Raw genomic sequence first — 14,223 nt, forward strand, 5'->3', positions numbered from 1 at the left:
TCTGGGCAGAGCTCTGGATGGTACTGGCGGTACTGGCTGCCGTGCTGTTGCCGGAACAGGAAAACGGCGAAGAGGCCGTGAAATGAACTGGTCGATCCTGTACCGCATTTTAACCCTGGTTGCTCTGCCGTTTGCCCTGTTATACCACTGGTACCGCTCCATCAGCAGGGGCAGAAAGAGTGCCTTTGGTGAACGATTCGGGTTTCTGCCTTTTGCTGCACGACAACGGTTGGCAGGACAGCCGGTTATCTGGCTGCATGCCGTTTCTGTGGGGGAAGTGATTGCCAGCCGTCCACTGCTTAAAGGATTACAGCGGCGGTATCCTGAGCATCGGCTGCTGCTTTCGGTTACCACAGAAACCGGTCGAGGTGTGGCTGAACAGGATTGTCTTGCTGATGTCATTACCTACTTCCCGTTTGATACCCATTTTGCTGTCTGTCGCCTGCTTGATGCCGTAAATCCGCAGGCGATTGTGATTATGGAGACTGAAATCTGGCCGGTCTTTACCCTTGAGGCGCAACGCCGGGATATACCGCTGCTGCTGGCCAATGGTCGGATATCAGCCCGTTCTTTTCCTCGTTATCAGCGTTTTAGCTGGTTCTTCAGGCCGGTGCTGCAACGCTTTAGTGGCCTGGGGATGCAGAGTAAGGCTGATCTTGAGCGGATACTGGCCATTGGCGCACCTGAGCAGCGCAGCAAGGTACTGGGCAACCTTAAATATGACATACCGTTTAGCCCGGTTGCTGATGATGAGCGGCACACGTTGCGTCAAGGGTATCGGATACCGGCAGACCTGGCTGTTTTCTGCATTGGTAGTACCCATCCTGGCGAAGAGGAGCAGCTCCTGGCAGTCTACCAGGAACTGCTCAAGCAGTTTGATCATCTGTTGCTGGTACTGGTGCCTCGGCACCCGGAGCGGACTGCAGAGGTGGAAACAGTGATCAGCGACCTTGGTCTGCCGGTTCTGCGCAGATCAGCACTGGAGCAGCTTTCTTCGGGTTGCCATGCTGGTATGGTCCTGCTGGTTGATACGGTGGGAGAGCTGATGAAGTTGTACGCCCTGTCTGATCTGGCCTATGTGGGGGGAAGCCTGGTCCCCACCGGTGGCCATAATCTGTTGGAGCCTGCCTCACGGGGGATTCCGATCATCTTTGGTCCCCATATGGATAATTTTCAGGAAATTACCGCTCTTACCCTTGAGTATGGCGCCGGGGTACAGGTGGCGGATCAGCAGGAACTGCTGGATGCAGCAGCAGACTTTCTGGCAACGCCTGAACTGCGGCATGTTGTGGGCAGCAACGGCCTTAAGCTGTTGCGTGACAGTGGTGGTGCAGTGGAACGGCATCTCGCCATGCTGGAAGAGGCGATGCCCCAATGAGTCGAGCAGTCTGGTGGCGGGGAGTCGCTGAAGGAAGTAACAACGGAATGGCCAGCCTGGCTATGAAGCTGCTACTGGCCCCATTTGCAGTACTGTATGGTATGGCGCTGAGGGTCAGGGCTCTGCTCTACCAAGGCGGTATCCTGTCCATCCACAAACTGCCCTGCCCGGTTATTTCCATCGGTAATATTACCGTGGGTGGAACCGGTAAAACCCCTGCAACGATGCTGGTTGCAAAGGAACTGCAAAAACGGGGATATCGGGTAGCTGTTCTGTCCCGTGGCTATGGTGGCTCCCTTGAAGGGCAAGTTGCTGTGGTGAGTGATGGAGAATCAGTGCTGCTGGGGCCTGAACAGGCCGGTGATGAACCCTGTCTGCTGGCTCAAACGGTGCCGGGGCTGATGGTGGTGATCGGATCGGACCGGTATCAGGCAGGCTTGGTGGCGTTGGAACGGCTGAAACCGGATGTCCTGCTGCTGGATGACGGTTTTCAACATATCCGCCTGCACCGTGATCTGAACATCCTTCTGCTGGACGCAACCCGTCCCTTTGGCAACGGCTGGACACTACCACTGGGGATGCTGCGGGAATCTCGCTCTGCTATGAGACGGGCTGATCTGGCACTATTTACCCGTTGTCGTCTTGGACAGGTTATTTCAGGTCTCGGTTTGCCTTGCTGCTGTTCAGAGCATTGTTTGACCGGCTTTAATCTGTTGGAAACCGGTAATGAACTGCCGCTTGAAAGGCTACAGCAGGGGCGGGTGGCAGCCTTTGCCGGTATTGCAGATCCTTCAGCATTTTTTGATGGATTGCAGGCACTCGGGATTCAGCTGGTGGCAACCCTTGCCCTGCCGGACCATGCATCCTATGCTGATGACAGCTTGATGCTCATTGAGCGGCTTGCTGCAGACGCTGCAGCAGACTGGCTGGTAACCACCGCTAAGGATGGAGTCAAGCTGGCAGGCTGTAATCAGACATGGAGTAACAAGCTGGTTACAGCACGATTGGAACTGCTGCTTGATGATCCTGATCGGCTGTTACAGAGCGCCTTAGATAAACTACTTTCAAGCTTGCGCTGATTCCGGCATACTGTTTCAGTTTGTTACAGGTTAGGCATAATGCAACAGAAATACCACAACATACTGGTGCGGTCGGTTAACTGGATTGGTGATGCGGTCATGGCAACGCCTGCCCTGATGGCAGTGCGGGAGACCTATCCCAAGGCCAGGATCACCCTGCTTGCCAATCCAATGGTCGGCCAGCTGCTGCAGGGGCATCCTGCTATTGATCGGGTGCTGGTCTTTGATCGTAAAGACGAACACAACGGCCTTGCCGGCCGTCTGCGTCTGGCACGCCAACTGAAGCATGAACAGTTTGATCTGGCGCTTATTCTGCCCAATTCATTTGATTCCGCTCTGATCCCCTGGCTGGCAAGGATTCCGCAACGGTGGGGTAAGGCGTCGGATGGACGTAGTCTATTTTTAACCAAACGCTTTTACGAGCAGAACCCACCGCAGGATCGACATGAGGTGCAGTACTACTGCGATCTGCTGCGGTCATTTGGCATCTCTTCGCCTCAATCTGGGCCGTTGCTTGCTACGACACTGCAAGAAGATGATCAGGCTGCAGCACTGCTTGCACTACATGGTATACCTGCTGAAGCGATGTTGCTTGGCATTAATGCCGGTGCCAGTTTTGGATCAGCCAAACGTTGGTATCCAGAGCGGTTTGGTGAGGTTGCCAGACGTCTGGCAGATGAATGGAATGCCCGGATTATCCTGTTTGGTGGGCCGGACGAAGTGGGGATTGTCAATGAGATTGAACAGGCATTGCGGGGCAACTGCCTGAATCTGGCAGGCAAAACCACGGTGCGTCAACTGATGGCATTGATCAAACGCTGCAACTTTTTTGTGACCAATGATTCCGGTCCGATGCATATTGCAGCTGCCTTTGGAGTCCCCTTGGTGGCTATTTTCGGGCCTACGGACCATGTTGGTACAGCCCCCTGTTCTGACAAGGCGATTATTGTGCGTCAAACTGTTGATTGCGCCCCCTGCAAGCTGCGGGTTTGCCCAACTGACCATCGTTGTATGACAGCTGTTTCAATCGACGATGTGGTACAGGCAGCACAGTTGCTTTTTAAAGCAAACATTACTGGAGAACCATGAATCCTGTCCTGATACGCACCCTAGCCTACCTCAAGCCCTACTGGGGGCTGTTGGTGATCTCTGCCCTCTGCTCAATGGTGGTGGGAGCCATGGATGGCGCCTTTGCCTATCTGGTGGAACCGGTACTGAAAAAGATCTTTGCCGGCAAAGATACCGGCATCTTTTTGCTGGTGCCGGTCGGCATCATAGCGCTCTTTGTCCTGCGGGGGATCTGTCGTTTTACCTACGATACCACCATTAAGCTGGCCGGACAGAAGGCGATCCAGGATATCCGCAACGACCTGTACAGCAATACTATCCGCAAGGACATGGCCTTTTACAACAAGCAGGCCACAGGCGAACTGATGTCAAGAATGACCAACGACATCGGTATGATGCAGGATGGTATGGCCAATGTGGTCTGTGGTCTGTTCCGGGATATGATTTCTTTCATTTCCCTGCTGAGCGTGATCTTTTATCGTAACTGGCAGCTGGCTATCCTCTGTTTTGTGGTGCTGCCAATAACCATCTATCCTGCCCAGTTGATCGGTAAAAAAATCAAAAACTCTGCCCGGCGCAGCCTTGATGTGATGGGGGGGATCGGCACTATCCTGCAGGAAACCTTTTCCGGTATCAAGGTGATCAAGGCTTTTGGTCTGGAGGGGACGGTCATTGATCGTTTCCGATCTGAGAACCTCGCCTTTCTTGGGCAGTACAAGAAGTTCATCAAGTATGAATCGCTGGCCATGCCGGTATCTGAGATGATTATCTCGCTGGGGATTGCAGCGGTGGTCTGGCTGGGTGGCAGTCAGGTCATGTCCGGCAGGATGACCGCCTCTGAGCTATTTTCATTTATCGCGGCCATGATCATGCTGTTTAACCCGGTCAAGAAACTGCAGGGTTCCTACAATACCATTCAACGTTCTGCCGGTGCGGCAGAACGGGTCTTTCAGCAGATGGATGCCCAGCGCACGGTTACAGAGCAGCCAGATGCCTTGGAGATAGGTCGTGTTACCGGCAGGGTTGAGATGCGTGCTATTAGCTTTGGCTATGGGGATGAGACCATTATTGACCAGATCTCTCTGAAGGCTGAGCCGGGACAGATGGTCGCTCTGGTGGGACCTTCAGGTGGGGGGAAGTCTACCCTGGCTGCACTGCTGATGCGTCTGTACGACGTCAATCAGGGCAGTATTCTACTGGATGGCCATGACCTTCGTCACCTGCGGATGGATGCGTTAAATCGGCAGTTTGCGTTGGTTGATCAGGAGACCACTCTGTTTAATGATACCATTGCCAATAACATTCGTTACGGCAAGCCAGACGCTGATGATGCTGAGGTGGAAGCAGCTGCACAGGCGGCCTTTGCCCATGACTTTATTCTGGAGCTGCCGGAAGGATATGCCACCAATATTGGTGACCGTGGGATACGTCTCTCCGGAGGTCAGCGTCAGCGGATCTGTATCGCCCGTGCCCTGCTTAAAAATGCTCCGATTTTGATCCTGGATGAGGCCACCAGCGCCCTGGATACAGAAAGTGAAAAAATGGTGCAGCAGGCGCTTGATAACCTGATGCTGAATCGTACTACCTTTGTGATTGCTCACCGGCTGTCTACGGTGATGCACGCGGATACCATTGTGGTGCTTGAAAAAGGGCGGATTGTGGAAGCTGGCTCCCATGCGGACTTGATTGATGGGAGTGGTTTGTACAGCAGGCTGCATGGTCTGCAGTTCAGTGACCAGGAGCCAGGTGCGGTATGACCTGCTGTCTACGGGTAATTTATATGCAATGGATTGAGAAAGTGTGGCGGGCCATTATGGAGTGGATTATGTCGGGGACTTCTAATGAGGTCGTAGAAACGTGACATCCATCTCTTCGGCATATGACGTAACAATTGTTATTGTTAATTATAATACCCGTGAACTACTCGCCGCTTGCCTTGAATCGCTTTTTACTGTTATTTCCGGCATCAGTTTTGAGGTGTGGGTAGTTGACAATGCCAGTAGTGACGGTAGCCTCGATATGGTTGGAAGCCGTTTTCCTCAAGTAAGGTGCATCAGTAACAGGACTAACCTGGGGTTTGCCCGTGCCAATAATCAGGCAATCAGCCAAGCATCCGGACGGTATGTTGTGTTGTTAAATTCAGATACCCTCATGATGCCCATGTCTCTGGAGACTATTGTTACATTTATGGATAAGCATCAGGATATTGGCGTCTGCGGAGGTCAATTGCTGAACCACGATGGTACGTTGCAAAATTCCATTGCAAATACTCCGACCTTAGCAACCGAATTATTGAACAAATCGGTGCTTAGGCGTCTGTTTCCGAAGAGCTATCCCGGCAAGGAACGTCAGATTGAAGTGCCGATTGAGGTTGAATCTGTTATCGGCGCCTGTATGGTGGTGTCGAGAAAAGCCATAAAGGAAGTTGGGGCGCTTGATGAAAGATATTTCTTCTTTTTTGAGGAGACGGATTGGTGTCTTTCCATGAAAAAGGCTGGATGGCAAGTCTGGTTTCATCCCCAGGCACGCATAGTGCATCTGCAGGGGGCTTCCGCTAATAGGATTCATATTCCGGCAAGGATAGAATACTGGAAATCTCGTTATCTGTTTTTTAGAAAGCATAGCTCTTTGGCGGCTTTCAGGTTGTTGCAGGGCGGGCTGTTGGTTCGTCTGCTACTATCTTTGGTTGCACAGGCTGTGGTTGTTCTGTTCAGCGCTGATGCACGCAGCCGTTTCGTATTAAATGTAACCCTTTTTCGTTGGCACTTGTATGGGTGCCCTCCCTCTTGGGGAATATGTGGGACTGATATCGGTGGGGAAAGCAGATGAGACGCTCGGTTTCTGCTGTGCTAATTGCTTATAACGAGGAACGTCGGTTGGCAAACTGTCTGGAACGGTTGCAGTGGGCTGATGAAATTATTGTGGTTGATTCTGGTAGCACAGATACCACCAGGGAGATAGCACTCAGGTATACGAAGCGGGTTGTAGAAATTCCCTGGCGGGGGTTTGGCCCACAGAAGCAGGCTGCTGTTGAACTTGCCTCCCATGATTGGGTGTTTGTGGTTGACTGTGATGAGCTGGTAACACCTCAGCTTGCTGACGAGATTATCGCATTGCTTGGACAGCCTGAAGTTAACGCAGGTTATGATGTGCCGCGCCGCACCTTTATTGGGGCTAAGGAGATTAAGTATTGCGGCTGGTATCCAGATCGCACCGTGAGGCTTTTTGACCGGAATAAAGCCGCATTTTCAGATAGCCTTGTGCATGAAAGTGTTGTTGTGCGGGGAGCAAAAGGGAGTTTGCAAAACGACTTATTGCACTACTCCTATGCAAATATTGGAGATATGTTGCCTAAGATCGGTCAGTACAGTGATCTTTGGGCGCAGCAGATGCATGCTGCAGGCAAAAACAATAGGTTTGGAGCCCTGTTGATTAAGCCGGTAGCAGCTTTTCTTAAAAGTTACCTGTTGAAGCGCGGTATTCTTGATGGTTTTGAAGGGCTGGTAGTAGCGGCTAGCACAGCTTTTTTGACTTTTCTAAAATACGCAAAGCTGCGGGAGCTTTCCCGTAAAACATTTGTGCCAACAATATGATATGCCTTCCTGCGTCTATTTTGATCGTCAATATCCGACTTATCGGTGATGTTATACTGACAACTCCTCTGATCAGCTTGTTACATTCCATCTATCCGAGCGCTTCTATAGATCTGTTGGTAAACCGCGGTACAGGTGAATTTCTGGAAAAAGACCCGCGAGTCCGAAAAGTTATTTATTCTGAAAAATGGAAAAGTTCTTCTGCAGGCCCGGCTAGTAGCTACCTGGCTCATATTTTTAGAAAGTACGATTTAGCACTGTCAATGAATACTGGGGACAGAGGGGCTGTTGCCATCCTAGCGGCCAGCAGGCACTATCGGGTTGGTTATTATGATGCAACGAAGGCAGTATCAAGTGCTGTTCGCAGGTTGTTGTTCAGTCATCCAATCCCTTTTGATGAAGACCTGCATGTGGTGTTGCGATGTGGTCAAACCGCGAAAGCATTAGGGCTTCAGTATGAACGTCTTGACGTTAAACTGTTCTGGGATGAGTCTGATCAGGCTAAAGTAATGTCAAAGCTGGCTGATGGAAACCTGTCCGGTTCCTATCTGGTAATTCATCCCTTTGCCCGTTGGCGCTACAAGTATTGGGAAATCAGTCGTTTTTGTGAGGTGAGTGATCGTTTGGCCCGCGTTCACGGCCTGCAACCGGTCTGGACATCATCACCGGACCCAGAGGAGATTGCACTTTTGCAGACAGCGGCAACGGGGTGCAGCATCAAACCGTTACTGATACCCGGCACGCTTTCCCTTAACCAGATGGCCTGTCTGCTGAAGGGGGCTGCCCTGTATATCGGCCTGGATACAGCTATCACCCATATTGCGGCCTCTACCGGTGTCCCGATGGTGGCGCTGTATGGTCCTACTGAACTTTGGCGCTGGCATCCCTGGGATAATGAACACTCCCAGCATGAACCGGTTGCGTTTGGCTATAGGGGCGCGATTCGCAGTGGTTGGATGGTTACTCTCCAGGCAGGCTGTGAGCACTATCCCTGTATCAGGCCCCACTGCTATGGTGAAACGGAAAATCCCTGTATGATGGAATTGACAGCCGATGCTGTTTGTCGAGAGGCAGCGCAGGTACTGGCTCTAAAGGCTGATTGCAAGGATACCGGCTATGCAGGTTGATGTTGCCTTCATAACCGTTAACTATAACACCTGCGCCCTGGTTGAGGAGCTGATCAGGTTTTTTAAAGCAGTAGAACTGCCATTTTCTTATGGTTTGGTGGTGGTTGATAATAATTCTACTGATGGTTCCCAGGCGATGTTGGCGCAGGAGCGGTGGGATGGACTGCTCTACATCCAAACCAACGAAAACCTGGGTTATGGTCGTGGTATGAATCGCGGCTTGCAGGCTGTAGCCAGTCGTTACGCCTGCATCATGAATACTGACCTGGTTTTGAATCAGGAAGCGCTGTTTGCACTGTGGTCGTTCTTTGAAGCCAGGCCTGAGGCAGGGGTGGCATCTCCGGTGATTATGGGGAGTGACCATCGGGTGCAGGGTTTTTTGTTCCTGCCAAGTATTTTGGCGCTGTATTCTCAGACCATCAGCAAGATCAGAAGCAAAAGCTGGAAATTGCGCCTGGAGAAAGCTACAGCACCGCTTGCGGTCCCTGGAGTGCTGGGGGCGTTTTTCATGATTCGTCGGGATCTGTTTGCGGACAGCCTGTTTGATGAGGATTTCTTCTTTTATTACGAGGATAGTGAACTGGCCCACCGTTACTGGCAACGGGGGATCCCCTGCTTTGTCCTGCCTCAGGTGTCTATTATACATCTCGGGGGACAATCCACCTCTGCCGAAGGTGGCAGGCTGTTTCAGGAAAGTCGCCGGATCTACCTTGAGAAGTGCTATGGCGCACCTCATACGGTTCTGCTGGCATTGCTTGACCGGTTTCGTTTGCGGTTTAAGTACTACAAATACCTGGTGCTGAACAGTGTCGTGAAAAGCGGTAAAATTCAGAGTAAGTATGATTTTTATGCCCGTCTGATACAGTTGACCAAGTGACCTTCTAGCGAGTCTTATGCGAATCCTGATCATTAAAACGTCATCCCTGGGGGATGTCATCCATGCCCTGCCGGTGCTGGAGTATCTTCGGCAGGCGGCACCCGGAGCTGTCATTGACTGGGCCGTAGATGAGGCATTTAGCGATCTGGTCTCCGGCAATCCACTGGTTGAACGTCTACTGCCGGTTGCTTTTAGACGCTGGAAAAAGGCTCCCCTTTCCGCTCAAACCAGGCAGGAGGTACTGGCCTTTATTCGAGAGCTGCGGCAACAACGGTATGATCTGGTCTTTGATCTGCAGGGTAACAGTAAGAGCGGGATGGTCTGCTGGCTGACCCGCTCCCGACGCAAGATCGGTTTTGATCGTGAACATCTGCAGGAAAAACTGAACACCCTGTTTACCACAGAGCAGGTTTCGTTTTTGCCCACTGACCGCAATGCCGTGCAGCGCTATCTACGGGTTGTCAGTGCGCCGTTCTCGCTTCTGCCCGACGGACTGGTGACTCACAGTGATATTGCAACCTCTGCAGCCGATGACGGGTTTGTGGAAAGAGTGCTGTCAACAGCCGGTAGCCCGTTGATTCTATTGCACACCGGAACAACCTGGCAGACCAAGCTCTGGTTTGAGGATGGGTGGCTGGAGCTGGGCCAGCAGTTACTCCAGAAGTATCCGTCTGCAACACTGCTGTTTTCCTGGGGCAATGATGAGGAAAAGGAACGGGCTGAACAGCTAGCCGTTGGGGTCGGTGGTCGTGCCTGTCTGCTGCCACAGCTGTCCCTGAAACAGTTTGCTGCTGTCTTAAAACGCTGTGATCTGGTGATTGGCGGTGATACCGGGCCGGTTCATCTGGCCGCTGCCGTAGGAACCTCTACAGTTTCCTTTTACCGCTGCACAGATGGTCTGCGTAACGGTCCCTATGGCACCCAGCATGCCATCATACAGTCCCCACTTCCCTGTACAATCTGTATGCGAAAGCAGTGTGATCAGGACGAAGACTGCCGTAGAAGCATTACACCAACTGCCTTATTTGAAGCTGCAGAGCGTCTGCTTGCGCAGGGGAGGAAGGGTACACCATGAAGCCGCTCTCCATCCTGCAGGTCATTACCCAACGCCGCTTTTCCGGTGCTGAGCGGGTTTGTCTTTCGCTTTGTGCTGATCTGCAGCAGCGGGGCCATCGTGTGCTATTACTCTGCAAGCCGGACGGTGGTCTGCCGGATGAGGCTCGCAAGCTGGGGCTTGCAGTGCAGACGCCGAATATATCCGGCAAGTTGAATCTGGTTGCGCCGTTCAATCTCGCCCGGATTGCCCGTCAGTTTGGTGCTGATGTTATCCATACCCATCTTTCTTCTGCAAGCCTGTGGGGCGGTCTGGCCGGGCGTCTGTCTGGTATTCCGACCTTAGGCCATGTCCATGCCTTGAATACCTGGTTTTACTATCGATTCAGTACGCTGGCCGCCACCTGCTCAGGCGGAGTGAAACAGTATGTGGTGGCGCAGGGGGCTGATCCCTTAAAAGTCAGGGTGGTCTACAACGGCATTCCGGCTAACCGGCTGGATGGCGTACCGTCTTCTGCTGAAGCTCGCCAGATGCTCGGTGTTGCACCGGACCAGCCGGTGGTGGCCTGTGTGGCCCATCTTTCACCCAAAAAAGGACAGACCTTTCTGTTGCAGGCCGTGGCTTTGCTGCGGGACCGTTTTCCTGATTTGGTCTGTTTGTTGGCTGGTGAAGGTGAGATGGCGGAGCAGTTACAGCAGCAGGCGGTTGAGCTGGGTATTGCGGATCATGTGCGCCTGCTGGGGTTCAGGCGGGATGTGATGTCTGTTATGCAGGCTGCGGATATTGTTGTGCTGCCCTCCATAGCTAAAGAAGGGCTGGGTCTGGTGTTGGTGGAGGCGGCGTTGCTGGAAAAACCGACCATCGGTAGCAATGCGCCTGGGATTGATGAGGCGGTGAAGGACGGTGTTACCGGTCTGTTAGTAGCGCCTGGAGATGCGACAGCTCTGGCTGAGAGTCTTGCGCTGTTGCTGGCTGACGCTGTACTGCGCAGCCAAATGGGACAGTCTGGACGTCAACGTGCCCTGCAGATGTTTACGCAGGAAGCAATGGTGGATCAGTTTGAGGCGATCTACCGGGAACTGGTCGCACAATGAACGGGAGCTTTTCCCGCACCGCCCTGCTACTTGGTGATGACGGGCTGGCTCGACTTGCTGCCAGCCGGGTGCTGGTGGCCGGTATCGGTGGGGTAGGGAGTTACGCGGTGGAGGCGTTGACACGGGCCGGGGTGGGCCGTTTGACGCTGGTTGATAGTGATACCATTCACCCCAGCAATATCAATCGGCAGCTACATGCCCTGACAACCACGGTTGGACAGCCCAAGGTGAAGGTGATGGCAGAGCGGCTGCTGCAGATCAACCCTAGTCTGCAGGTAATCCCGCTACAGGAGCTGATTACCCCTGACAATGTTCCGGTTCTGCTGGCGTCTGGCTATGATCTGGTGCTGGATGCGATTGATACCTTTGGCGCCAAGCTGGCATTGCTGCAGAACTGTGTTGAACGCCAAATTCCGGTGATCTCCAGCATGGGGGCGGCTGGCAAGCTTGATCCAAGCCGGATCAAGATTAGTGATATTGCCGACAGCCAGGGTTGTCGGCTGGCCCGCAAGCTGCGCAAAGAACTGCGTCGTGGTGGTGTCTCCAACGGTGTGACCGTGATCTATTCCGATGAACCGTGCAGTCTTGAACGGTTGGGGGAGCCGGAAACAGAAGGAGACCGTCGCCCATTGGGTACGATCTCCTATCTGCCCGCTACGTTTGGGCTGTTTATGGCCAGTGCGGCAATCAAGCGTCTGCTTGGCTGAGTGTCTCTTTTATTTCTTCGTACTCCTTTGCTTCCACGCCATCACGTCCCCGTTCTTTTACCAGATAAAGCGCCTCATCAGCACGTTTGAGCAGGGTTTCTGGTGTGTCATCGGCATGTACTTCAGCGACACCGATTGAAAGGGTTACCTTAAATTCGTTTCCATCAAGGATAAAGCGGCTTTCGCGGATGTTGGTGCAGATCTTTTCAGCAAGTTTGGTTGCTGGCTGCAAGCTGGCCTTGATCAGTACCAGGGCAAACTCGTCGCCGCCGAAGCGGGCCAGGAAGTCACTCTCCCGCAGGGTTGCCTTGATCTTGAAAGAGACCCCTTTCAGGATCCGGTCACCAGCCTGATGGCCATGGCTGTCGTTGATGGTCTTAAAGTAATCAACGTCAATCATCATCAGTGTAAACGGTTCTTTGTAGCGCTGATGCAGGGCGATCATCTCCAGCAGTTTCTCATCAAAATAGGCCCGGTTGGCCAGTTGGGTCAGGCCATCAATCCGCACAGCAGTCTTTAATGCCTCAATCTGTTCCCGTTGGGTTGCCAGAATAGCCTGGGAGCTTGCCAGCTCGCCTTTCAGTTCGCTGTTGCTGGCAATAACCCGGTCAATCTCAGCAATCAGCAGGGCATGGGCTGCGGCCAGCTCATCCGGCAGGTCGGCCTGTTCAATCCCGGCACGGACTTCGCGCAGGGCATGGGAGGAATCGCTGGCAGCGCGGTCCGTACGATGGATTGCGGTTGCCAATGAAAGCAGGATACTGCGGATGGTTTGGGCCGAGTCGCTGATCTGCTGTTCACGGGGGTCAACCTTGCCACTGTCGGGCAGTTCTACCCCGTGCCGGGCCTTGCTGAGATCTGACCTTTTCTGGAAATAGTCAACAAGGGCACTGAACGGGGCAGTCACAATCTGCCCGATCAGATCAAGCACGTAGTTGATGCCATCAGACTTCAGCATCCGCGCAAAGGGGTGCAGCATCAGTCCGACAAGCAGTCCGCCACTAAAAATAAACCAGCTCATAGCATGTTCTCCCGATCAAACAATCAGTTCGTTCCTGTTGCCTCAGCGCCGATGGCGCGAATCGCCTCGTAGATGACATGGTCGTATTTGTCCTGGCTGATGGCCAGCGCCACGGTCGGAATCCTGAGCAGCGATTTAACAAAGCCGAAGCGCAGGTCCCGCGGCAGCAGGTCAATGTAGGCCACCAGATTGGTCTCCTGCTCAGGCTCAAGTTGCGGTGCCAGTTGGAGCGTGGTAAGCAGATCATTGATGGTGGCGGCCTGCAGGTCATCACGTTGATCGGCAGCCTTGGTTGAGACTGTTTCATTCCAGCCATTCAGGATTTCAGCAGCGGTCAGAGGGCGTCCTTCACGATTGGTCAGCCAGCGCATGAAGGTGATGGCGGCCTCTTTGCCGATGATGCCGGCATAGACCTCCATGGCCAGGTCGCCGGGGAAATGGCAGTGCTGACGCAGGGTACTGACCATCTCCCAGCCCCGCTCCGTCGGCTCCACCTGCATATCCATTGGCGCGCCCTGTTTGGCCAGCAGGCTGCTGTTGCCGGACAGGAAGCCGCGTACCTCACTGTTCAGCTCTCGTGATGCTGCATAGCGGGCCCAGCATTGGTAGTCGCTTTCCACATACAGCATCACCATCCGGTCGATCAGGGCCCGGTCAAGGGTGGCAACCTGATAGGTGCCATCCGGCGGGTTGATGGTGACCACTACCTTGTGGCGGGGGGAAAGGCTGTGGGTGTGCAGGGCACGTTGTAACCCCTCGGCTGGCGGTTCTACAAACTGGAAAATCGCCTGCAGGGTATCCTCCTGCTGTGCCCGGTTCAGTTCATCACAGTGGACTAGCGTTGGCGGGGCGTCATCTTCCGGCCACCAGGAAGGGCGTGACCAGTGCATGACGTTGCCTTCACGAAACGGGATACCAACCAGATCACCCACTTCCATCTGTCCCAGACGCAGTGGTGCATAACGCCAACCGATTTCACGGCAAACCTGTATAATGCCGGCTGTCTTGCCCACGCCACGATGCCCCACCACGCAGGGGGTCAGGTCGGTTTTGGTGAGCAGTTCCTTCAGGACAACCTTCACCTGTTCAATGTTCATCTGCTGCATCCTCCTTGAATAACAGTGGAATCATAGATGAAAGAGTGGTGCGCTTCAAGCGTTAATGGACTAATTCACTCTTTTTGTATTGCTTTGTTGAGGTTATCCTTTTTTGTGGTACATAGATT

The 14,223-nt window shown here is 53.3% G+C and carries 13 protein-coding genes; 11 read left to right on the top strand and 2 right to left on the bottom strand.

Annotated features, from left to right (window positions below):
• Nucleotides 1-82 precede the first annotated feature (82 nt).
• The 11 genes from B5D39_RS13120 to B5D39_RS13170 all read left to right on the top strand — a co-directional run bounded on the left by B5D39_RS13120 (nucleotide 83) and on the right by B5D39_RS13170 (nucleotide 11,977).
• Nucleotides 83-1,378 (top strand): 3-deoxy-D-manno-octulosonic acid transferase, encoded by a 1,296-nt coding sequence (locus B5D39_RS13120; protein ID WP_078790914.1) that lies wholly within the window; start codon nucleotides 83-85, stop codon nucleotides 1,376-1,378.
• Nucleotides 1,375-2,457: a tetraacyldisaccharide 4'-kinase gene (lpxK, locus tag B5D39_RS13125; RefSeq protein WP_078790915.1), complete on the top strand. Its 1,083-nt coding sequence runs from the start codon at nucleotides 1,375-1,377 to the stop codon at nucleotides 2,455-2,457. Before B5D39_RS13120 ends, lpxK begins: the two co-directional genes overlap by 4 nt.
• A gap of 39 nt (nucleotides 2,458-2,496) precedes the next feature.
• On the top strand, nucleotides 2,497-3,546 hold the full coding sequence (gene waaF / locus B5D39_RS13130) for a lipopolysaccharide heptosyltransferase II (RefSeq protein ID WP_078790916.1): 1,050 nt from the start codon (nucleotides 2,497-2,499) through the stop codon (nucleotides 3,544-3,546).
• Complete coding sequence (locus B5D39_RS13135) at nucleotides 3,543-5,282, top strand: ABC transporter ATP-binding protein (RefSeq protein WP_078790917.1); 1,740 nt, start codon at nucleotides 3,543-3,545, stop codon at nucleotides 5,280-5,282. The genes waaF and B5D39_RS13135 overlap by 4 nt, the downstream gene beginning before the upstream one ends.
• A 100-nt stretch (nucleotides 5,283-5,382) precedes the next feature.
• Complete coding sequence (locus B5D39_RS13140) at nucleotides 5,383-6,354, top strand: glycosyltransferase family 2 protein (RefSeq protein WP_078790918.1); 972 nt, start codon at nucleotides 5,383-5,385, stop codon at nucleotides 6,352-6,354.
• Nucleotides 6,351-7,118 (top strand): glycosyltransferase family 2 protein, encoded by a 768-nt coding sequence (locus B5D39_RS13145; RefSeq protein WP_078790919.1) that lies wholly within the window; start codon nucleotides 6,351-6,353, stop codon nucleotides 7,116-7,118. The genes B5D39_RS13140 and B5D39_RS13145 overlap by 4 nt, the downstream gene beginning before the upstream one ends.
• Nucleotides 7,115-8,245, top strand: a complete 1,131-nt coding sequence (gene rfaQ / locus B5D39_RS13150; RefSeq protein WP_078790920.1) for a putative lipopolysaccharide heptosyltransferase III — start codon at nucleotides 7,115-7,117, stop codon at nucleotides 8,243-8,245. The genes B5D39_RS13145 and rfaQ overlap by 4 nt, the downstream gene beginning before the upstream one ends.
• Nucleotides 8,235-9,122, top strand: coding sequence for a glycosyltransferase family 2 protein (locus B5D39_RS13155; RefSeq protein WP_078790921.1), 888 nt, complete (start codon nucleotides 8,235-8,237; stop codon nucleotides 9,120-9,122). The genes rfaQ and B5D39_RS13155 overlap by 11 nt, the downstream gene beginning before the upstream one ends.
• A 16-nt stretch (nucleotides 9,123-9,138) precedes the next feature.
• Nucleotides 9,139-10,197, top strand: a complete 1,059-nt coding sequence (gene waaC, locus B5D39_RS13160; protein WP_078790922.1) for a lipopolysaccharide heptosyltransferase I — start codon at nucleotides 9,139-9,141, stop codon at nucleotides 10,195-10,197.
• Nucleotides 10,194-11,270 (top strand): glycosyltransferase, encoded by a 1,077-nt coding sequence (locus B5D39_RS13165; protein ID WP_078790923.1) that lies wholly within the window; start codon nucleotides 10,194-10,196, stop codon nucleotides 11,268-11,270. Before waaC ends, B5D39_RS13165 begins: the two co-directional genes overlap by 4 nt.
• Nucleotides 11,267-11,977, top strand: coding sequence for a tRNA threonylcarbamoyladenosine dehydratase (locus B5D39_RS13170; RefSeq protein ID WP_078790924.1), 711 nt, complete (start codon nucleotides 11,267-11,269; stop codon nucleotides 11,975-11,977). Before B5D39_RS13165 ends, B5D39_RS13170 begins: the two co-directional genes overlap by 4 nt.
• Here B5D39_RS13170 and B5D39_RS13175 read toward each other — a convergent pair.
• Both B5D39_RS13175 and B5D39_RS13180 read right to left on the bottom strand, forming a co-directional pair.
• Complete coding sequence (locus B5D39_RS13175; protein ID WP_078790925.1) at nucleotides 11,958-12,998, bottom strand: GGDEF domain-containing protein; 1,041 nt, start codon at nucleotides 12,996-12,998, stop codon at nucleotides 11,958-11,960. The genes B5D39_RS13170 and B5D39_RS13175 overlap by 20 nt on opposite strands.
• Before the next feature lie 23 nt (nucleotides 12,999-13,021).
• Nucleotides 13,022-14,095: a hypothetical protein gene (locus B5D39_RS13180; RefSeq protein ID WP_078790926.1), complete on the bottom strand. Its 1,074-nt coding sequence runs from the start codon at nucleotides 14,093-14,095 to the stop codon at nucleotides 13,022-13,024.
• Between the last annotated feature and the right edge of the window lie 128 nt (nucleotides 14,096-14,223).

This window comes from Trichlorobacter thiogenes, assembly GCF_900167465.1.
Classification (GTDB): Bacteria; Desulfobacterota; Desulfuromonadia; order Geobacterales; family Pseudopelobacteraceae; genus Trichlorobacter; species Trichlorobacter thiogenes.